This window comes from Ktedonobacter racemifer DSM 44963, from assembly GCF_000178855.1.
GTDB lineage: Bacteria > Chloroflexota > Ktedonobacteria > Ktedonobacterales > Ktedonobacteraceae > Ktedonobacter > Ktedonobacter racemifer.
Genome location: NZ_ADVG01000001.1, coordinates 2,493,895 through 2,513,728 on the forward strand (window position 1 = coordinate 2,493,895; position 19,834 = coordinate 2,513,728).

Consider the following 19,834-nt stretch of genomic DNA (forward strand, 5'->3'; position numbering starts at 1 on the left):
CTCTTGCTCTTTTCCTTCCTGCGCTGTTGCCCATTGATGCCACGGTAGAAAGAGGATTTCAACAGTATTGAAAAAACGAGGAAAATAGGTTAAGATGTAGACATGGAACATATGTTTTAAGCAACAACCTTCTTCGAGCAGCGGTTCTGTGAAAGGATGTGAGGAATGATCAAGGCGCATAAGATCAGACTCCATCCAACACCGGAGCAGGCTATCTACTTTGCCAAGGCCGCCGGGACCGCGCGATTCGTCTGGAATTGGGCGCTGGCTGAGTGGAACCGGCAATATGAGGCAGGCTTGAAGCCGACTGCGCTCAAGCTCAAGAAGCAATTTAACGAAATCAGACGAGAGCAATTTCCCTGGACCTGGGAGGTCACGAAGAACGCTTCAGATCAGCCGTTTCTCGACCTGGGCAAGGCGTTTACCGCCTTTTTTGAAGGGCGTGCCCGCCGCCCGAAATTCAAGAGCAAGAAGCGCAGTAAGCCGAGCTTCTATCTTGCCAACGATCAGTTGGAACTCGGTGATCATCGCATCTGGGTTCCTAAACTCGGATGGGTGAATATGGCAGAGAAGGTGCGCTTTGCGGGCAAAGTGACGGGCGCACGCATTACCAGGACAGCAGACTGGTGGTTCGTGAGCATTCAGGTAGAGATCCCCAATACCATACCGGTGAAAAAACCGGCCGCTGTCGGCATCGACGTGGGACTCAACCGGCTGGCAACCTTGAGTACGGGAGAGGGAGTTGAGAACCAAGCCTTCCTCAAAACCGCGCTGAAGAAGTTACGCCGGGCCAACAAGCGTCTGCATCGCCGGAAGGCGGGATCAAAAAAACGGGAGCAAGCACGCAGGCAGGTTGCACGCCTGCACTACCGCATTACCTGCTTACGCGATGATGTGCTCCACAAGCTGACCACCAGGCTCGCCACCTGTTACGGGATCATTGGCATTGAGGACCTCCACCTCAAAGGGTTGCTGAAAAACCGGAAGCTTGCTCGTTCGTTCTCGGATGCGGCATTAGGCAAACTCCTGTCACTACTGGCGAGCAAGGTAGAGCAGCGCGGCGGGCAGGTCATCAAGGTAGATCGCTTCTTCCCATCAAGTAAGACCTGTCATTGCTGCGGCTGGAAGTGGGAAGCCATGCAGTTGTCTGATCGGGAGTTTCTCTGCCAGAATCCCTCCTGTGCGTATCATCTTTTCCCACAGGACCGGGACCATAATGCCGCGTTATGCATTCTTGCTGAAGCCTTGCGCTTGATCGGGCTGATTGATCAAGTCGCCACCGGTACTGGCTCGGACGATGGCGTAAACTTGGCTGTGGACGCGGGGTAAGACCAAAAAGACCAACCGGTCTTGAGGCACCTACGAGTGAAGCAGCAACAACGAAAGATCTGGAAAGCGATGCTTGCATACGTTTTCCTACATTAATCGGAGCAGTCTCCAACAGGAGAACGCACGTCACTAAAAGAAGAGCAAAGCAGTGCCTAGTGCTGCTTTTGTTAAATCCGCCAGTAACAAAAACAAGCAGGCTTATCGCATGATCCGGTTCTAGAAGCCAATCCGTTTTGCTACTGCACTTAACGAACGGAGCACTAGTTCAAAACCTCATCAGTCGCTGCCGCGAAAGATATATCTTTTTGATAATCAGGCTCCGGTCAGTACGAAAGAACAAGCACTTTGAGGGGAGAAAGCCAGGTGCGAAAGGGCAAAAGATTTGCCCTTTCGCACCTGGCTTTCTCCGGTCCCTCTCTCCCCGCCTTTCAGAGAAATCGCATCACCCCCCTTCTCTTCCGCGTCCACTGCCCAATTGACCCTCTCCCCACCTCCCACGCTCAAACGAGCAATGGTCGCACTTTTTCTCGTGGAGATTTCTCTCTCCTCAAAACATTGACTATCACCGATTTTTCGGGTACGAATAAGAAAGGTGGCCAATTTCCCCGCCTTTTTATTTTTGCATCAGGAGAAATAGCTTGAAGATCTCGACATTTTTCCACCGTTTTGCTCTCATTCTTGTCCCGCTCCTTTTGCTCGGGGCGCTCGTATTTGGGAGTGTTCAAATAGCCTTCGGCCAGGGAGGGGGCGCCGGACGCAGGCCGCATCATGTCGTGGCCCTGGCCAATGGCAGTCCCATAGGATCGGCCAATCCCATTGCCTTTGACGAACCTGTCGTTCTTCCTTCAACCCGGCCTGCCACCATTCCCATTCTCACCGATCAGTCCTTTGGCAACGCGCCTCCGCCCGCACAAAGCACCGTAAGCATACCCGCTGGCCACTGGCAGAAGGCCATCCTGACCATTAACGGCACCCAGAAGGGACGGCAGTTTGATCGCCTCTTGCTCGTCTGGGCGGCCAACACGCAAATTTTCACTGGCGTCACCCCGGAGCCAACGCAGGCCGGGATTTCCTGGACCGTTCAAAAGGATGTCACGGCCTATCTCCCGCTCCTGATCCCATATCACCGTTGACTATTTCACTTTGACGCCACCAAACCCACTGCTCAGGCTCCTTCATCGACAGTTCATACATGTCTATGATGTCCTTATCTAACAGACACATGGTTTTCGAGATGTCGGTGTCTGCTTGTTTCTTCGGTGTCAGTCGCTTTAATCCTAGTTCTGAAGCCATTGTCTTGATACTTGACCAAGTTCGTGTGTAGAACAAGTGCAAGATGTGACTCCGGCTGTCTGTACTGAAGTGTTCGCGTAGAAGGGCCTTGTCTTCCTCTGTCCATACCGGGTGTGAACGCATCCAAATGAGGGCGTATTCCGTAGTGCACAAATCAATTCCAGGGAAGGGACACCACGTTATTTCTAACTTGAACCAGCCCCCCGCAAGCTTCTTGAAAGTGATTGATTGAGTAACCAAGCGAATGAAGCGCCGCCGCCTTTCGATGTCCCAACCGTGCCACTGCTCGTAAGCGTCCTCTATATCCTTCTCTGCCTGTTTAGCATCAGCTTCCAATGTCTCTTGCTGCTTTTGTCTGTCTTCCAGTTTTGCTAGTCGCTTGCTAAGACGGGCTTTGCTGGCATATGCTTCTCTCAATTCGTCGTCTGACATCAAATCCTGTGCTACACTGATACGCCGAGACACCCGCGCTACTTCGGTCTTAAGGTCGTCTATATCCTTCTGTAGCTTGTTCGTGGCTGGTGTTGTTTCCTCTTCTTTCTCAAATGCCGCTATCATTGACTTGTCTCTTACCTGTTGCCACATAGTCCGGGTGAAATCATTCTGGCTGAAATCATTCGCTTTGTATACCTCCAAGCGCAACATAAGCCGATCTACCACAACAGCGTCCAGGGTGTCAGTATCAACCTTGCCTATGAAGTTTCCAACAGCGTTATTTTGTCTCAGATCGATAACGTAAGCGCCGCCTACATTCTTCCAATTGCTTAGGCCAAAGTGAACGCGTTCCCCGGCAACACCCTCTAAGACCGGCCTTCCATCATGTCGCCGCCCAGCTAGCAAAGCGTTATTCGTGCTACCTTTTTGCGTGTACCTGATGGCCTTCTCGGGTTTTTCTATATCGTTCCCGTCAAGGTCGGTATCTGATAGGTGCTCAAATGCATAAAGCCAGTCACTATGGTCAACAATGGCCGGGTGTGCATTTCGCTTTACAACTTCCCTATTGAATACAAGGTGCCCATCATAAGCAAAATTGGTGAGCAGATTCTTTAGCCCTAATCTACTTGCTATTGTCCACCCGCCCTTGATGCGCTTTAGATACATCGACTTAGGCTCTATCCCCTTAGTTTCAGGGAATAGAAGCTTCCCCGCCACTTCCCGGTACAGCAAGGCAAAGTCGGCATCTAGTTGACGAAACCGCTTGTAGAGAGCACTGATGTAGGGTGCATGAGGTGATGGTACCAAGCTATCCCCCGTCTCATCTCTCATCAATCCCACAGGAGCAACGCCGTTTGCTAGCCGCCCCATTTTTGCCTTTTTTGTTCGGTTTTTTAGCATCTTGCCCTTGATATGGTCCCGAATAAACTTAGCCGCCGCCTTTGCCTCGTCAATGAACGCGCTTAAATCGTCCCGGTTGGGGTTGTTGAAATCATAGACGGTGTTATTCGTGACGATGAGCACATGATTCTCCCGGCAGGTCTTAGCCAGCTTGGTAGCGTCATACAAGTCTGCATCTCTTGTTAGCCTGCTCACATCAACGCACATGATAGCCCCAACCCCACCAGCCTTAACGTGTTCTACAATTGTACTCAAGCCCTCTCTGTCCTCTATTGGTATGGTGCCTGATACACTCCTAATCTTGCCATCCTTAGTTAGCTTGTTCTCGACAAACAGCGTTATTTGCTCACGCGTCCACCCCAGGTCTAGCCCCCGCTCGATCAAGTCTTCTGTCTGTTGTAGAGCTGAATACACATTGTGAAGTACTTGCTTGATACTGGATTGCCGGGCGTAAAGTAGAAGCAGCTTGTCCGTTGGTAGGGTAAAGTTTCCTAGAAGGTACCGTTTCGCCTCTTGTCGCTCTTCCTCTAGTTCCTGTTGACTCTTCAGACGTCGTCTTGTCATGGTTCCATCCCTCTCTGTGGGCACTTATGCTGTCTGCTTGTCGTCAGGTCCTTATCCCTTGACATCGAACAGAACTACAACATCTATAACACCCAAAACGAAGCCTACATTCCTCAACTCCTGGTATTCGTCTAACTCCTCTTTAGTGGTCATGTCGCGTATCAGGTTGGCTAGTTCCTGGTCATTGAGTGGCCTATCTCCGCATGGTTGCTTTCGGCCCTCTTCGTACCCGGCTTGAGCGTCCTTAGTCGTTATCTTAATCACTGCTTGCTTGATCTCCCTTCTTTAGCTTGTGTCTACTCTAAGCATGGTTGCTATGTGTATCTACTTACTATAGCTACTAAGTGATACTATTGAGAGTGTACACAGAGCAGTCTTGTATGTCAACGTCAATGTTGCTACACTTGAGGGAAAAACAAGGATGAGAGCGCACAGGATGATACATCTAAAGGTTAAAGAAATCGCTGAGTCTAAGCACATCACTATGGCAAAACTGTCTCGTCTGGCTGATCTCAACTACGGGACAATCCGGGCTATCTATGAGAACCCGAGCAGGGATGTAGCAGTCACGACGCTTGAGAAGATAGCCCGAGCACTCAAGGTTGAAGTGACCGACCTCTATGAGATACTACCAGATGAGGATGCAGAGTAGCTACACAGAATATAGTCACTGAATAACTACACAGAATCCCTATTTTTGCCCCTGAGACGGACGAGAGACAGGCTCACAGGCTCAGGACCCCCAATGATTTTTAGGCCCTCAGATTTACGCCCTGGAACAATTGTAGCTGTATGTCTGCTTATCCTGGCCTGTAGAGCGGAACGATGAATGCCGTTTAACCTGGGGTGGCCTCTGGGGCGGGGTGGTTCTCCCTCTAGTCTGGTCAGTCACTACGAGCAAGCAACCGATTAACCTGGGGTGGTATGGGAGTTGGGATGGAACCAGGGCCATGTTAATCGGGTGAGTCTAGTCCTGGTCAGTATCGGGGGGTCGGGGTGGCTCAGTGAATCAATGAGCCGCTCAATTTGTACTCAGTGAGCCAGTGAGCACGCAATGAGCAACCGACCAGTGAGCACATGAGCCAGGGTGAGCAACCGAGCGCATGAGTGAGCGATAGTTAGATAGTCGAAGTATCGTCCATCTTCAGTGAGCATGAGCACAAGTGAGTCGCCCTGGTCATATATCGTCATGATACATTCGCCGCCTCTCATCCTGGCACTATACCGTGTGTGAGACCAGGAACGGGACAGGCCGAGACCGCTTGACTGGCTCAATAAGGACATAGAAAAGCCCCCGGAGAGCGATTTCCGGGGGGGTTCTTCTGTCTTTCTGTTGGGTTATCTGAGCATTTAGCGGTTATTTAGTAGAGGTTATCGGTCAAGCCTACTTCTATGCCTATCAAAGAGAAACAGGTCTTGAAACAACTATTCTGCAAGGCTCCTCGCCAGAAGCAAGGGCCTAGGAGTCAAAAAGCTTGTTGCCACCAGTGAATAACAGGTTTTCCTACTAGGAGATGGTTTTCTCCTGTTGACCATCAAACATAAAAAAATCACGGGCGAGACAATCCATCAGCACAATATTGTGCAGCTTCCCCTCGAAAGGATGGGCCTCTCGCCATATGCCCGCGTGTTGAAAACCTACATGTTCATAGACATGGATAGCTCGCGTGTTGAAACTGAGCGTACGCAAGCGCACTGAATGTAAACCAACCACACGGAAAGCGTAGTCGAGCATAAGCCTAGTCGTCTCCGTGCCATAGCCTTTATGCCAACAATCCTTCTCGCCAATGCTAATGGCAAACTCAGCCGATTTATTCAAAAAGGCAATATCAAGCAACATAGTTAAGCCGATGGGTCGTGTTGTGCTGCGCTCATAAATAGTAAAGAAAGCCGCGTCTAAATTCATTTCTTTGCTTACCTGCTCATACCAGACTTCTACTGCTTCCCAGGTCATAGGTCGAAGAGTATAAATACGTAAGGCATTCACGTCTGCGTCGTTCATCCACCGTTGGTAGTAGGGTAGTAACTCTCTCTGGAGAGGACCCAGGGCTATCTTTTGTCCGATGAGATTCATGATAGGTTCCGCAGTATCGCGCTGTGCACTGTTCTGTCCACTAGCCATAAATCGTATTCTCCTACGAATATCTGCCTGTTTAATCATTTAATAAAGCTATTATGGAATGCTCTTACTTCTCTGTCAATCCCTGCTGGCTAGAGGATAACTGACTATTGGCTGATGACTGCCCTCTACAGACAATCTATCTGCCTGTACACAGGAGAAAGCCACCGATTAACGCCGAGGCAGGGCATAGGCAGGGACAGGGGGCGTTACTACTGAGCTTATCACGTCCGGCTCACTGGTCGCTGGGCTTCTCCGCTCGCTCGCTGTCAGTCGGCGTCGGGGGCGGAAGGGACCCTTCGGGACGCGCTCGGTTCGGTCGGTAGGCAAGCGAGGTACTCATCTCTCAGTACGGCCTCCGTCCCAACCTTTTGAGGGCAATACGGGTAATAGATGCACCGCCCCGGCACCGCCCCGACTGGCTGACTAGACCTGATTCCCCTTCCCATGCCGCCCCTCACACTCCCTGATCTGATTGACGAGCCGTTCTAGCTTGTGGGCATTCATAAGCTCCTCCAATACCTGATGAGCCGCACCACCCCCACCCCCACGACCCCGACACTGACCAGGACACGCACGACGATTAACGACAAAAACATTGCTAGGTTCCTTTCTTTAACTCATCAATAAGGGCTAACCGCCGATTAACTGAGGGTATGAGGGGTAGGCCCTGGTTGGTGGCTGTTTGGAATAGTGGTTGGTATAGAGGGACGTTCGATAGCTAGCCGTTTGCGCAGGTTTTGCTCTTCATTACGAAATCTGCTGGCGTCGAGCAATTCGTGGAACAATGCTTCGTTAGTATGAATGCTAATACTGCGCTACTCGGGACTGATAGTACATTATTTCTTTCTTGATCAATGCTGAGGGTGTCACAAGCTTGCAAAAATAGGTAAGGAAGGGTATGCTTTCTTCCAAAAGAAATTTCTCGGAGAGGAAATGATGACACCTATCGAATTTCTACACGAGTATGAACAGCGAACTAATACCCACCGCTTTGAGGAAGTTGCTCCATTGATTGCAGACACGGCGGTCTATTGGTTCAATGATGGATCATTTCAAGGCATTGAGGCAATCAAGCAAGCGTTTGAGAAAACATGGGCCTTGATCCAGGATGAACAGTATACAATAGAGAATGTGCAATGGCTTGTGGAGGACCAGCAGAGCGCTGTTTGTATTTACCTCTTCCGTTGGCAAGGAAACGTAGAGGGACAACTTATGCAGGGGATGGGACGAGGAACAAGTATCTTAAAAAAGGTTGATGGCCAGTGGAAGGTCATTCATGAGCATCTAAGCTCGCTTCCACAGTAATTATAATATGTGGGGCTTGACTCCCTCATATGCGCTCTAGCCAGGAGCAGAGAACGGCACTCATGTTTGTTGGCTTTGTGGGAGAAGGGGACAAACAGAATGAGGGGATGATAGGATAGATTGGGTCTCATGCTCCTTCCAGTCACATTCAACCTCAATCTATGACTGATCTAGACTTCTTTACGTGGGTACATAGAGGCTGTCTTCTATGTACCCACGTATCTATCTGTGTACTCAAACCGTTTAACTGGATACCCTATTTCCCCCTATCCCAACCCTTACCCAGCTCGCCCCACCCCATAGGCCGCCCCACCCTGTTAATCGGTTCTCAGTCATCATATACACAGGTAGAAGCCTGCTCCCTCTACATGTATGAATATCTATCTATCATAGACCTGACTGAAGACGACTGAAAGGAGTCTGAAGACAAGTCTATCAGTCCTCTCACCCTATCTACTTTTTCCATGCCCTTGACCCTATTATACCACTCTGCCCCCGAAAACGGCCTAAAAGTCAAGTTATTTTTCATCAGCCTCTAGAGCCACTTTATGCTGCTTGTTTCTTTGGTCTCCCTCGTCTTTGCGGCTTGACTTCATTGTCTTCTGCTATTGCCCCATCACGGGAGAAGGACTTGATAGCTTGTAACAGGTCCCAGTAACCCTCATGATCAATGACGTAGCCCCAGGAGTGTGTACTGACATCCTCGTCTAAGGTTCTCTTTTCTCTGGCGAGCGTGCTTCTATGTAGGCGCTGTAGTTTGATGTCTCCGGCTTTTGTGCCAATGTCGTACACATCAATAAAGGTAACAGCTACCTTGTACGTTCCTGGCGTGGTCTGTATAATCTGTGCCTCTATGACCTCATCATCCTCAAGAAGCCGCTTTAAAAGCCGTTCTGCTGCGGTTTGATCCATTCTGATTTCTTTCCCATAAGGCTTTGAGCAGAGCATATTCGCTCGGTTGCTCAAGTACCACTGTTTTGCTCCCAACTGATAGCGCGACAGTATAACGCCGCCCTGTATAAGTTACTTTTGTACGGGCTTCTTTCACCTGTTGCTCTATGGCTAATGCTAGGTCTAATGCGTCTTTAAGAGACATAACCGCTTGCTACCTTTTGACTAGAACAAAATTTCGTCTAGTTACAGCATAACCAAACTTTTGCTGTACAGCAATATACTAACGGTGAAAGCACTTTCTACCTGCCTCTGTGGGTATACCCAACAATATCGGCCTGTCTGGTGAGTAGTGTTTGACCGAACTTAACGAGCGGTACCTGCCGACCTCGTAGCCATAGGTATACAGCGTTTGGAGTGCTTCCTTTGCGTCTAGCGGCTTCTCGAAGGGTGATGTATTCCCCAACGCAGTCTACTTGCTTTACTGGCATAAAATCATCCTTTCATTGACTGACTTCTACGTGGAACGGGTCGAGAAATAAGGCTACAAGCTCACTGAAGGCACGAGCAAGCCTGTAGCCTGGAAGGAAAGGAAAACCAGAGCAGAAAAAGAGGGAGGGAGAAATAAGAGTCAGACCAGAGAGGGCGCGGCCTGACTCAGGGTACACCCAAAGGAACAGTGCCAGAAAAACCAGGAGAGGGAGGGTATAAGTGTGACAAGCCGACGAGGGAGGGAGAAAATCAACCATTCACCCTTATAGTATAGTCCCGTCCTCTCCGACTTTTACAGAAAAGGCTGTCAGTTTAAACAACAAAGCAGAAACCCGATTTATTCCCAACGTATCGACATTTGCAATAACGCCCCCTAAGCCGCTCGAATCCCTCATGCCGCCTATGGACTGTTCTTGCTGGTAAGGTTCTTAGGGGTAGGCTCAGGTTATTCAGTAGTCGGTCTCAGCCAATCGCTTCATCGTTTTCCAACTCCTCTCACAACGACCAACCCAGAGAAAAGCATTGTATACTTGTGCTTACCAAGCGTTTAAACAATTGTTAGACCAATCACAACATTCTTACTTGAGGTGCTTTCTATGTTAAAGAAGCGCATATGGAACTTCATTTTTGTAGGTATATACTTTGGAGAGGGGTTTCTCCTACTCTTCAGCGCCATCACAGGCACGCCGCGCACAACATTCAATCCCATACTCGGTTGCATTATCTGCTTTGCTCTCGGTATTGGCTGGTTCTATGCTACTATCTACAAGAAGTATCAGAAATAGGGCCTTCGGTCATTTCCAATCACCTGAGTTATTTTTATTTGTGTGAATTATCCTTATTAGGGAGCAAAGCAAGCAGGGCAAAAAGAAAGGGAACGGCCCCACTTGGACCGCTCCCCTGTTGCTCGCTGGTATGCTAAATAGGTCACGAGGCTAGAATTGAGCGGAGGTCCTGATAAAAGTTGAAATAGTCAAATGTGTCTATGGCTCCTGACAGGCACCCAAACCTTTACCACCCTGGTCGATAACTATGTGACCTCGGCTTACACCGGCATTCCTGTTATCTCGCTGCGCCTCTCGCTTTACCCGCGCGACGACCACGATAGGGCCAGCGCAACAACGGCCTGGAATCAGGACCAGGCCGATTCAATTGTTGCTTTGACCAGTTCGCCCTCTATGGTCACCATTCATTCCAATCACACACTTTCGGCGACAGTTACTCTGCCTCACGATGTTATGGGGGCCTATCTCGATCTCTACGCCATCCCCCAGATCAATGATGAGTTCTGGTGGGCCAGCACTCCCGCTTTTCGCGAACTGGAGGTTTCTATCGATGGCAAACCAGCTGGCGTGGCCTGGCCATTCCCCTTTGTCTACACAGGAGGTGTGAACCCCTATCTGTGGCGACCTATCAGCGCGATCAACACCCTGAATATGCCTGCCTACCGCCTGGATCTTACTCCCTTTGCCGGACTGCTGGGTGGCCAGCACACGATTACCATCAATGTGCTTAACAACCAGGATTACTGGCTACTCTCTGGCTCCCTCTTCCTCCAGGAAGACCACGGCCAGCCGACCTCCGGCGCAGTGACGCGGGACACGTTGGCCTTTCCCACCTCGGCCCAAACGACTACAACGCCGCTGATTAGCGATACCAGCACGGCCGGCAATAGCCAAGCCGATGTCACAGCGACCCAGCAGTACGAGGTTGAGGGAAAAATCCAGACCAGCCACGGAACCTTCACGGCGACCGTCAAATCGGCGCTCCATTTCTCCAACGATCAGCTCTACACCAACCCGGACAACTGGGAAGTGGCTCACGGCTTCCAGGAAGTGATCACTGATGAGAGCCTGCTTGATCCATCTGCCAGGCCAAGCACGCGGCACAGCGACGAAACCTACACCATCGACACCGGCGGAGGCTTTATTCAAAGCTCAACGAGCCAGAATGCCTTCCTCCTCCCCTCGAATCTGTCGCAAACGTTGAATATTATCCACAATGCCAGCAGCCCCGGCGAGCCGGACTATCAGAGCACACTCAACCTGAATCTTGAGAGCTTTGCCAATCTCCAGGCAGGCGATTCCTCAGCCAATGTGCCAACCGTCACGCTTGGCTCAACCACAGCCAGCGGGACCTTTGAGACGAATGGCGGCCTGTCCTATCATCTCATCCTGGCTAGCCGCGCCGGCGTCGTCACCGAGGATAGCCTCCAGGCGAATTTTAAGACCAGCTAGGTTCTTCTGTATCCCTGGCAAATTGGACAGCAGGGACGGTGCTTGCACCATCCCTGCTGTCCAATTTGCCGCCCCTTTGCACAACCGCTACCACATAACCGTATCAGTAGCGCCCACACGCGTTCATAAGAGAACAAGTACAGGAGTAGGCAGAAAAGATAGCCTGAGGCAGGCAGCGTTCATCGCGGCTGTTCGAGGTGACTATCCAAACCCAGGAGAAGAACGGCGAGGCTCTGTCCTTGTGTTCCCCTTCGTATTTCTGCAACACAGCCACAAAATTCCCACTCCGCGCGGCATTCTCTATGCTATACTTTCATTGGCGACAACGTAACACGCCATACTGCATTTCATCTGAAAAGAAAGGAGGAACATACAGGAAAGAACGGCTTTTCCGCGAGAGAACGCTGTTTTCATTAGGGGAGCGCATTGGCTCCTCTTTCAGGGATGTACTAGAACAAAGGAATCGAACGCATGGATTGCCGAAAAGGATTTCGCTCGTCCCCCCTTCGAGGGCTGCTCCTCGTCCTGGCGCTGAGCCTGGCTGCAGGTTTCAGCGTCCTTTCGTCCGCTGCCCCTGTTTCAGCCGCCACGTATGCGTATGCCTGGCCGCTGATTGGGCAGGGCAGTACCGGCGAAGATGTGTACTCGGTGCAACTGATGTTACAGGCCCGCGGTTATTCACTCTCCACTGATGGCATTGATGGCCCGCAGACCACCGGCGCAGTGGTCTCCTTCCAATCTGCTCAGGGCTTGCAGGCCGACGGCGTGGTCGGACCACAAACGTGGCCAGCCCTAATCGTGACCACCAGCCAGGGCAGCACCGGGTCAGCCGTCCTCGCGCTGCAGCGCCAGTTGAACGCGCACGGGGCCTCGCTTTCGGTGGATGGGCAATTTGGCCCGGCCACCGCCGCCGCCGTCAAGAGCTTTCAGAGCAGCCATGGCCTCAGCGCGGATGGGGTGGCTGGGCCACAAACGTGGAACGCGCTGGTAGGCTCGAAAAGTTCGCAAGCCTATAGCTGGCCCGACATTGGCCAGGGAGCCACCGGTGAGAACGTCTACTCCATCCAACTGATGCTGCAAGCACACGGCTACTCGCTTCCTATCGATGGCAGCTTTGGCCCGCAAACGGCTTCGACCGCCAAAGCCTTCCAATCTGCTCATGGGCTCGGCGCGGATGGAATCGTGGGACCACAGACGTGGCCAGTCTTGATCGTGACCACCAGCCAGGGCAGCACCGGGTCAGCCGTCCTCGCGCTGCAGCGCCAGCTGAACGCGCATGGAGCCTCGCTTTCGGTGGATGGACAATTTGGCTCGGCCACCGAAACAGCCGTCAAGAACTATCAGAGCAGCCAGAAGCTCAGTGTGGATGGGGTTGCCGGACCGCAGATCTGGAGCAGCCTGGTCAGCACTGCAGGTTCACCACCGCCGCCGCCACCGCCGCCACCACCGCCTGGACAGGTTCTCTGGGGTGTGGATACCACGAGCTTCGTCACAGCCTCGTTCCTCAGCGAGGTCGGGAATAACTTTGGGACCCCGCAGTTCATTGGCCGCTACATCGATGCAATTTCCTTCTCCCCGATGACGGCTTCCGAAGCCTCGTTTATCCACAGCAAGGGCATTCGCATCCTGCCCATTCTCTCTGACTTTGGAGGAGATACCGGTTACAGTACAGGCGTCTCCCGGGCCAATGATGCTATCGCCAAAGCGCGAGCGCTGGGAATTCCCAGCGGAACCATTATTGTCGTTGATCTTGAGAACGGTTCAGCTGTCGATGCGGGGTATGTGGAGGGCTGGTATAACACGATCGCCGCAGCCGGTTACGTCGTTGGCTACTACGAGAATCCTTATCCCGGAAGCAGCGGATTTAATGGCGCGTTCTGTACGGCCGTGGGTGCTGATGCGGCTGTCGCCAGGTCGATCTTGTATTCCGACGAGCCATCTCTCGGACGCACACCCGAATCCAGCGCGCCCTCGTTCGGTCCGGCAGGACTGCTCTGTAACGGACAAAATCTCGGCGGCTCTACCCGCATCTGGCAGTATGGTTTACAAGGTAGCGGTGCGGTTAATATCGACACCGATGAGATTCAATCCTCCGTTCCCCTCTGGTGACAACGCCTGCAGGGGAACCGCTGCCGCTGTGACCCCCATGGCACCGCTGAGTCCCCTGAGGCGAACTACCCACTCCTGAGTATCTCAGGAGTGGGCCGTACTCGCCTCGGTGTGGGCTCCTCCTCACTTATGAGGGAAGGAGGAGCCCACACCGAGGCGATGGGACACTTTTTGTACTCCGATAGTAGCGGACACACAAAAGCACCAGAGTCTTGATTGACTCTGGTGCTTTTCTTGGGTCCAACAGCGGAACCGACGGCGACGAACCACCGGTCGCACCTGGCCTTGATACCCATTGACAAGTTGTTTTCTGGTCGCGATGATATTCTGACTGTCACACAATGAATGACATTTCTGAGGTAGCTTACTCACCAGTATCAAGAATGATACTGCTGGCGAACCCTGGAAGGCAGGGAAATACCGACAAGCAGAGAAGACCTTTCCGATGTGATCGACCAGATGGCCACTCCTCCAGCTTGAACAAGCGGGGCTGTTGCGCACCTCTGAGCGTGGTCGCGCAGACAAAGAAAAGCGCAGCACGGTTTCTCTTGCGTCGGTTTCGGTTGGTTTTCTGTACCCCCCATGGGAAAGCCTTTCATGGGGGTTCGCCAGCAGTATCAAGAATGTGTAAGAACCACTCTTCGTGCTTACTACCAACTTTTTATCAGGTAGATTTTATCCAATCATGGCGCTAACTGACCATTTCTATACTTTCATCATGTCTTGTCCAGGTAAATCTTTACTGCTTAAAATGCGACTGGCATCTCCACCAATCCCCGCAAACCACCACTGGCATTCCAGGAAATAGATTCACGGGGTACAGTAAGTCGCAGATTCGGCATCCGCCGTAGCAAAGTCATGAAGGCGATCTCTCCTTCCATACGAGCAAGCGGCATACCCAGGCACATATGAATGCCATAACCAAAGGCTGCATTATGATCAATATGACGTGTAACATCCAATACATTTGCCTGTTCGAACTGCGTCTCATCTCGATTTATCGAGTGTGGCAAAATGATCAGAATATCCCCACGTTGAATCTGTTGCCCAGCGATCTCAGTCGCCTCCATGGCAAAACGTGGTGCAAAAAGGAGAATCGGCCCATTGAAGCGCAATAACTCTTCAACCGCAGCAGGAATCTTCTCTGGATCAGCTTTCAGGCTGGCAAGCTGATCTGGATGGTCCAGCAACATCAGTGTGCCAATGCTGATTAGGCCGGATGTAGTTTCATGTCCTGCAAAAATGAGATGGGCAATCGACGCGATCAATTCGCTCTCTTTGAGGTGTTGCCCCTCTTCTTCAACCTGGATCAGCTGGCTGATCAAGTCGTTCGCAGGATGCTGCCGTTTATCGTCAACCAGTTCGGCAACATAGGCTAAGAATCCATGCATTTGTATTTTCTGTTCTTCGGTTGGCATCAAGCCAGCACTAGCGAGTGTATCAGACCAGGTGAGAATCTGCTCCCACTTGTGTACTGGAATGCCCAACATCTTTGAAATAACGTTACTCGGCAGCGGTAAAGCATAATCCTTCACAAATTCCATATGGCCCTGTCCCTGCACCCTATCGAGCAATTCATCCGCTATTTGCTGGATAAGAGGACGTAAGGATTGCACGTACCTGGGAGTAAAAGTCTTGGCAACCAGTCCCCGCAAACGACGATGATCCGGCTCATCCAGCGATTGCATCGTTTCGCCAAAGGGGTTTATCGCTGGTGCATCCGCGTCACTTTGCCGAAAAAAAGAAAAACCGTTGGGGTCAATCTTCGCAGAATCAACGGTAAACAGACGATGGTTTTTCAAAATATAAATAGCTTCTTCCAGACGCGTGACAATCCATGTTTTGTTTGTGCCATTGCCAAAAGGCAACGAGGCAGGTAGAACGGCGCCCATACCACGCAATTGGGCAAGGGCTGGAAAGGGGTTTTCAGTTAGCTGGCCACTGAGCAAACCGAGTGCTGTCGCATCTACTTGTCGCTGATCAAAAGGAATACTCATAGTAGTAAAGATATCCTTTCACAAAGTTCCGTTTGTTACAATGGTCCTGTATGGATGAAGTACAGCTAAAACGTTACCAGGATAAATTAAACAATAGATATATGTTCATGTCAAGTGATAAATGATCTGAAATGTGGATCTGCCCACAGGATGCGCAACGAGCTAACAGCAAGCTAGCAGCATAAAAAGAAAAGAGGTCTCTACTGAGAGGAGCAAGTAATCTCTCACAGCCGCAGCCTATGATACTGCCATCCCAACTCCAGTTGTTCACGCTTCCGGCAATCGCGGTTCATCCGCGTGATGGCAGTGTGTATGTCGCCTATGCAAGCTATAACGTAGGAACGAATTATTCCGAGGTTATGCTCACTCATGCCACGAAAGGGGAAAGCACGTGGTGCTCTCCGACAAGCGTTTTTCCTAATGCTGCCACAGATGAAATCTGCTACTTTCAACCACAACTGGCGGTGAGTAAGGCGGGGATCATCGCGGTCTCCGCGTTTGCCTATGCAAATGAGCGCATGAATGTGGTTCTGGCGCGCTCGCGTCCGCAAAGTCTTTGTCTGGAAGGGCCAGTAGTTGTCACCGATCAGCCATTCGATCCCGAGCTGGCCTCATCCGGTGGCGATTTTTCCTGGTGGATTGGCAATTACCAGGGCCTCGCCAGTGGGCCAGGTGTGTTCTATCCCTTCTGGAATGATACGCGGACAGGGAATCTAGAGATTTTCGTGGCTGCTATCACATAAATTGCACACACATCGGTCGTGGCACAGCGAGCATGGCTCCTCAACTCCAACCTGGAGAGACTCTACGAAAACGGGGCAAGCTCACACCTGGGCTTGATCCCCATTGACAAGTTGTTCTCTGGTCACGGTAACATCCTCATTTATACGCCGAAATCGAGTTCTGATTATGCTCAATCTGGCACTCCACTTGAACAGGCCCTTGATCATCCAGGAGACATTCCTTTATCATAACGTCGCCCAGGACCAGACGCACCACCATGGAAAATATCTGTTTCCGAATGGTCGAACGTAGTATGCCGTGTTGTTGAGAACCAAGAACCACCGCGCAAGGGTGCAGTGGATTATGGTGTTTCGCATGAGACAGTTCGACGCGTAATCAATGCTGCTCAGAAGAGAACAAGCTCATCTATTTATGCACCAGGAGCTCGAAAGCCAGATTGAGTTTCATCCCACTTCGGGAGCAGCCTCGGTTCGACAAGAACATGGATTGCAAGCATTTCATCTGGGAAGATAAGTAGGAACAAAAGCATACTGCCTCGATCAGGAAAACAGGAAGGGAAGGCATGGAGCCAATGCTATTGCGCTCGCTATACACCTTCAATGTCCGTAATGAGCTAGCCCATTACTAGCTCAATTGTGCATATTCTCTCATGAGATTTGCGGCATTTACACTTTGTGACAGAATCACGACAATTTAGTGATAATGGCGCGACAGAAGTAACCTATATTTATGGATAGAAACGATACGCAGCACTCGACAAACATGAGGGAAGGAATACTAATGTCTCACGTTTATGAAGAGGTTCTCCCATCTAAAGAGCAATCATTCACGCAGCCCACATGGGGATGGCAAAAAATTCTCCCGGTATTCTTCGCGCTGATATCTCTCGCTACCCCGCTTATCTTCGTTATCGAATTTGTCATGAATGGGCTGCTCAGGCCTGGATATTCGCCTATTCGCCAGCCGATTAGTGACTTGGAACTGGGGCCGCTGGGCTGGACGCAAAGCCTAACATTCGTGATTTGCGGCCTGTTCTTTCTCATTGCGGCTATAGGGGCCTACCAGGCTCTCTCCCCCATTCTGGGCAAGATCCGCTCCAAGATCAGCCTGATGCTAATGCTCCTTTCGGGTTGTGGGCTTGTACTTGGTGGGCTGTTTACGGAAGGAGTGTCAGGGCATCCAGTGGCGTGGCATGATTTCCTGCATATTCTTGGCTTCCATCTGCTTTTTGACCTGCTGAGCATCGCCTTGTTGGTTATCGGGTCGAGCCTGCTGAAAAAGGTGGGTTGGCGCGGGTTTGGCTGGTATTCGCTGGCAACTGGATTGCTCACGCTGCTCCTGATCTTCGGGCCATACTTTTACAATCATGGGCGCTGGACTGCACCGATTGGCGGATTGATGCAGAGGTTTATGGAGATCGAGGCCTTTGTCTGGTATGTGTTTTTGGGATTGATACAGTTGAAGCGAATACGTAGGTAGAATAGAACTCAAACGATGAGAAGAAAGCGACCATCGGACGATGGTCGCTTTCTTCTCATCGTTTCATCCCTCACACAAAATAGTCTGGGGACTTCTTGGTTGAGGTGCCAGCGCAGGTTGGGTTTGCGGCAGCGAGGGTCTGATCGAGACGACCGAGAATTTCTCCGCGTTGAGGCTGTTCTCCTAGAACAGGTCTCCTCTCAAACCCAACCAACCTCTTCATAAGATTCCTTTTACTCGTCAAGATGGGGAATACAAAGGCCCAGTGTAGTGCTGGGCCTTTGTATTCCTACAATAAATTCTCCTCCTTTCTTGTTTCGTCTTTCTCCATTTGCGCTTATGAAGGCGGCAGCCTCATTCATAGGCTCGCTCAAATTCACTTTACTCGACACTATCGTACCAGGGGAGAGAGAGGTTCCATGGCATTATCTGTTTCCAGAAGAGCAACGCTTTAGATGCAGCCCGAGTGGGGAAAAGGGGCATTCTTATTTCAGGGAGAAGGCAAAGATAAGATACAATGGTGAAAGCATACGCTATTTTTTATCGTAGAAGGAACAAGACGTTGCGCCTGCAATTTCAAAATGGACACATTGTCGCGCAGTTCAACGTAATATGGGAAATTTCGTTGCTGATAGATCTCTCCACCAAAGGCATAGACTGGACTTCGGTCTACATGGAGGGGAAAGGAGAGCCAATTGGCCGTATTCACACAACAACCCATGAGGTTCAAATATTTGCAGGCAATGACATAAAACATCGACAAGTCGTCGTGCTCGGGCCAAATTCCCCAACCTCCTAATCGCACAACGAGGTAATATCGGTATTACGTGGCCTACTTGTCCATCCTACGTCGAACTGGTTAGCGTAGAGAGACGGAGCAACGTTCGATGTGCGGAAGGGTGAATCCACAAGAGGTCTTCCTCGGGCTCACTCAGCTCCTCCCAGAGCAAGACCGAGAGGCTATCAAACAGGCTTCTCTTTCAGTGGGGGAGGCGCTCGCAGATATGGCCGCCTCTTGGAGCGAGGCAACCCCGGAGGAGCGGCGCGATATCGTTGTGGGACTGCTCATGATGGAAGGGCTGGTCTACGATCTGGAGCATCAAGTCATCGTCGGGCTCATCCCGCGACCTAGCGTCCTTCCCGTCCTCGCGTTAGGTCTCCAGCAGACGGGGAAATGGGAGCAAAGGGAGGAAGGGCTCTGGTGACGCGCCGAGTACTGGCCCCCCAAACGGGACCTCGCCACCAGGCATCTTCCACCGCCCGCACACCCGAGCCTCTCGCCCGCACAGCGAGAAGAGGCGATCACGCTCTTGCAGCAGCCCGAGATGTCCATTCGCAAGGTCGCCAGTGCTCTGGGCACCTCGAGAGGAACGATCCAGCGGTTGGTTGAGCAGGAAGGCATCGAGCGGCAGACGAGCCAGAAGCTCTCGCCTGAGCAGCGGGAAGAGGCGTTTCGGTTACTGGATGAGGGGAAATCGCTGAGACAGGTGGCCCGGCAGTTTGGCGTCAACCCCGAGTCACTTCGGCGGTTGGTCATGAGGCACAAGCCGTCGTAAAAACAAAAACGCCGACACTCGATGAGTGTCGGCGTGTCCCACTGGGGGAGCGAGACGGAACCGACGGGCTACGACCTCGCTCTCACCAGTATTGACGCTCTACCTTGAACCTGATGGTGAACTCTATATCAAGCTGCAAGCATTGTTCGCTCAAGATCAAGCGTGTATTCTTCCTCTTCCTCTACTCACTACCCAACGACGACCAGGGCCGAAGAAACCCCGACGCGGTATTCCATCAATAGAGTGGCCCACTGTTGTACGCCGTGTCATTGACAACCAGGAGCCACTACGCAAGGTTGCAGAGAATTATGGCGTTTCGCATGAGACGATCAGGCGTACCGTTCGCGCTGCTTGCCAGCAGAGCACTGGCTAACAGTGCTC

General features: G+C 51.4%; 17 protein-coding genes and 1 pseudogene. 11 read left to right on the plus strand and 7 right to left on the minus strand.

Annotation, left to right across the window (positions count from 1 at the left end; all coding sequences use genetic code 11):
• Positions 1-165: 165 nt before the first annotated feature.
• On the plus strand, positions 166-1,329 hold the full coding sequence (locus KRAC_RS10785) for an RNA-guided endonuclease InsQ/TnpB family protein (protein ID WP_007906868.1): 1,164 nt from the start codon (positions 166-168) through the stop codon (positions 1,327-1,329).
• 638 nt (positions 1,330-1,967) lie between these two features.
• On the plus strand, positions 1,968-2,462 hold the full coding sequence (locus KRAC_RS10795; protein WP_007906876.1) for a peptide-N4-asparagine amidase: 495 nt from the start codon (positions 1,968-1,970) through the stop codon (positions 2,460-2,462).
• On the opposite strand, the gene KRAC_RS10800 is transcribed toward KRAC_RS10795, so the two are convergent.
• Together KRAC_RS10800 and KRAC_RS73690 are read right to left on the minus strand one after the other, a co-directional pair.
• Positions 2,422-4,521, minus strand: coding sequence for a recombinase family protein (locus KRAC_RS10800; protein WP_007906878.1), 2,100 nt, complete (start codon positions 4,519-4,521; stop codon positions 2,422-2,424). The two genes, KRAC_RS10795 and KRAC_RS10800, sit on opposite strands and share 41 nt — an antisense overlap.
• Before the next feature lie 51 nt (positions 4,522-4,572).
• Positions 4,573-4,785 (minus strand): hypothetical protein, encoded by a 213-nt coding sequence (locus tag KRAC_RS73690; RefSeq protein ID WP_007906880.1) that lies wholly within the window; start codon positions 4,783-4,785, stop codon positions 4,573-4,575.
• Between the two features lie 172 nt (positions 4,786-4,957).
• Here KRAC_RS73690 and KRAC_RS10810 point away from each other — a divergent pair, with 172 nt between their 5' ends.
• Complete coding sequence (locus KRAC_RS10810) at positions 4,958-5,173, plus strand: helix-turn-helix domain-containing protein (RefSeq protein ID WP_040442295.1); 216 nt, start codon at positions 4,958-4,960, stop codon at positions 5,171-5,173.
• Between the two features lie 380 nt (positions 5,174-5,553).
• Here KRAC_RS10810 and KRAC_RS71075 read toward each other — a convergent pair whose 3' ends face one another.
• The 3 genes from KRAC_RS71075 to KRAC_RS71080 form a co-directional block, all read right to left on the minus strand.
• Positions 5,554-5,712, minus strand: coding sequence for a hypothetical protein (locus tag KRAC_RS71075; protein ID WP_007906884.1), 159 nt, complete (start codon positions 5,710-5,712; stop codon positions 5,554-5,556).
• A 316-nt stretch (positions 5,713-6,028) separates the two neighbouring features.
• Positions 6,029-6,643, minus strand: a complete 615-nt coding sequence (locus KRAC_RS10815; protein WP_007906886.1) for a GNAT family N-acetyltransferase — start codon at positions 6,641-6,643, stop codon at positions 6,029-6,031.
• 168 nt (positions 6,644-6,811) lie between these two features.
• Positions 6,812-6,970 carry a hypothetical protein gene (locus KRAC_RS71080; RefSeq protein WP_157506383.1) on the minus strand — a complete coding sequence of 53 codons (159 nt, stop codon included), beginning with the start codon at positions 6,968-6,970 and terminating at the stop codon, positions 6,812-6,814.
• A gap of 606 nt (positions 6,971-7,576) precedes the next feature.
• Here KRAC_RS71080 and KRAC_RS10820 point away from each other — a divergent pair.
• Positions 7,577-7,948, plus strand: a complete 372-nt coding sequence (locus KRAC_RS10820) for a YybH family protein (RefSeq protein ID WP_007906891.1) — start codon at positions 7,577-7,579, stop codon at positions 7,946-7,948.
• A gap of 546 nt (positions 7,949-8,494) precedes the next feature.
• On the opposite strand, the gene KRAC_RS10825 is transcribed toward KRAC_RS10820, so the two are convergent.
• On the minus strand, positions 8,495-8,860 hold the full coding sequence (locus KRAC_RS10825; protein WP_040442299.1) for a hypothetical protein: 366 nt from the start codon (positions 8,858-8,860) through the stop codon (positions 8,495-8,497).
• A gap of 1,448 nt (positions 8,861-10,308) precedes the next feature.
• On the opposite strand from KRAC_RS10825, the gene KRAC_RS10835 reads away from it, so the two are divergent.
• Both KRAC_RS10835 and KRAC_RS61280 read left to right on the plus strand, forming a co-directional pair.
• A complete protein-coding gene (locus KRAC_RS10835) occupies positions 10,309-11,568 on the plus strand; it encodes a peptide-N4-asparagine amidase (RefSeq protein ID WP_007906896.1) in 1,260 nt (419 codons plus the stop codon).
• A 471-nt stretch (positions 11,569-12,039) separates the two neighbouring features.
• A complete protein-coding gene (locus KRAC_RS61280; protein ID WP_007906897.1) occupies positions 12,040-13,677 on the plus strand; it encodes a peptidoglycan-binding protein in 1,638 nt (545 codons plus the stop codon).
• A 746-nt stretch (positions 13,678-14,423) separates the two neighbouring features.
• Here the strand turns inward: KRAC_RS61280 and KRAC_RS10845 are convergent.
• On the minus strand, positions 14,424-15,674 hold the full coding sequence (locus KRAC_RS10845) for a cytochrome P450 family protein (RefSeq protein WP_007906898.1): 1,251 nt from the start codon (positions 15,672-15,674) through the stop codon (positions 14,424-14,426).
• A 239-nt stretch (positions 15,675-15,913) separates the two neighbouring features.
• Between KRAC_RS10845 and KRAC_RS10850 the strand changes: the two genes are divergently transcribed.
• The 5 genes and pseudogenes from KRAC_RS10850 (at position 15,914) to KRAC_RS71085 (ending at position 19,826) form a co-directional block, all read left to right on the plus strand.
• Entirely contained in the window at positions 15,914-16,417 is a 504-nt protein-coding gene (locus KRAC_RS10850) for a hypothetical protein (RefSeq protein ID WP_007906899.1), read from the plus strand.
• A 781-nt stretch (positions 16,418-17,198) separates the two neighbouring features.
• A complete protein-coding gene (locus KRAC_RS61285; RefSeq protein ID WP_007906901.1) occupies positions 17,199-17,897 on the plus strand; it encodes a DUF998 domain-containing protein in 699 nt (232 codons plus the stop codon).
• 1,004 nt (positions 17,898-18,901) lie between these two features.
• Positions 18,902-19,102, plus strand: coding sequence for a hypothetical protein (locus KRAC_RS75785; RefSeq protein ID WP_244422010.1), 201 nt, complete (start codon positions 18,902-18,904; stop codon positions 19,100-19,102).
• Between the two features lie 75 nt (positions 19,103-19,177).
• A pseudogene (locus KRAC_RS79010) lies at positions 19,178-19,453 on the plus strand (helix-turn-helix domain-containing protein); the annotation flags it as partial.
• Positions 19,454-19,478: 25 nt separating this feature from the next.
• The gene (locus tag KRAC_RS71085) at positions 19,479-19,826 is read left to right on the plus strand and encodes a hypothetical protein (protein WP_157506384.1); all 348 of its coding nucleotides are present in this window, start codon (positions 19,479-19,481) and stop codon (positions 19,824-19,826) included.
• The last annotated feature ends 8 nt before the right edge of the window (positions 19,827-19,834 follow it).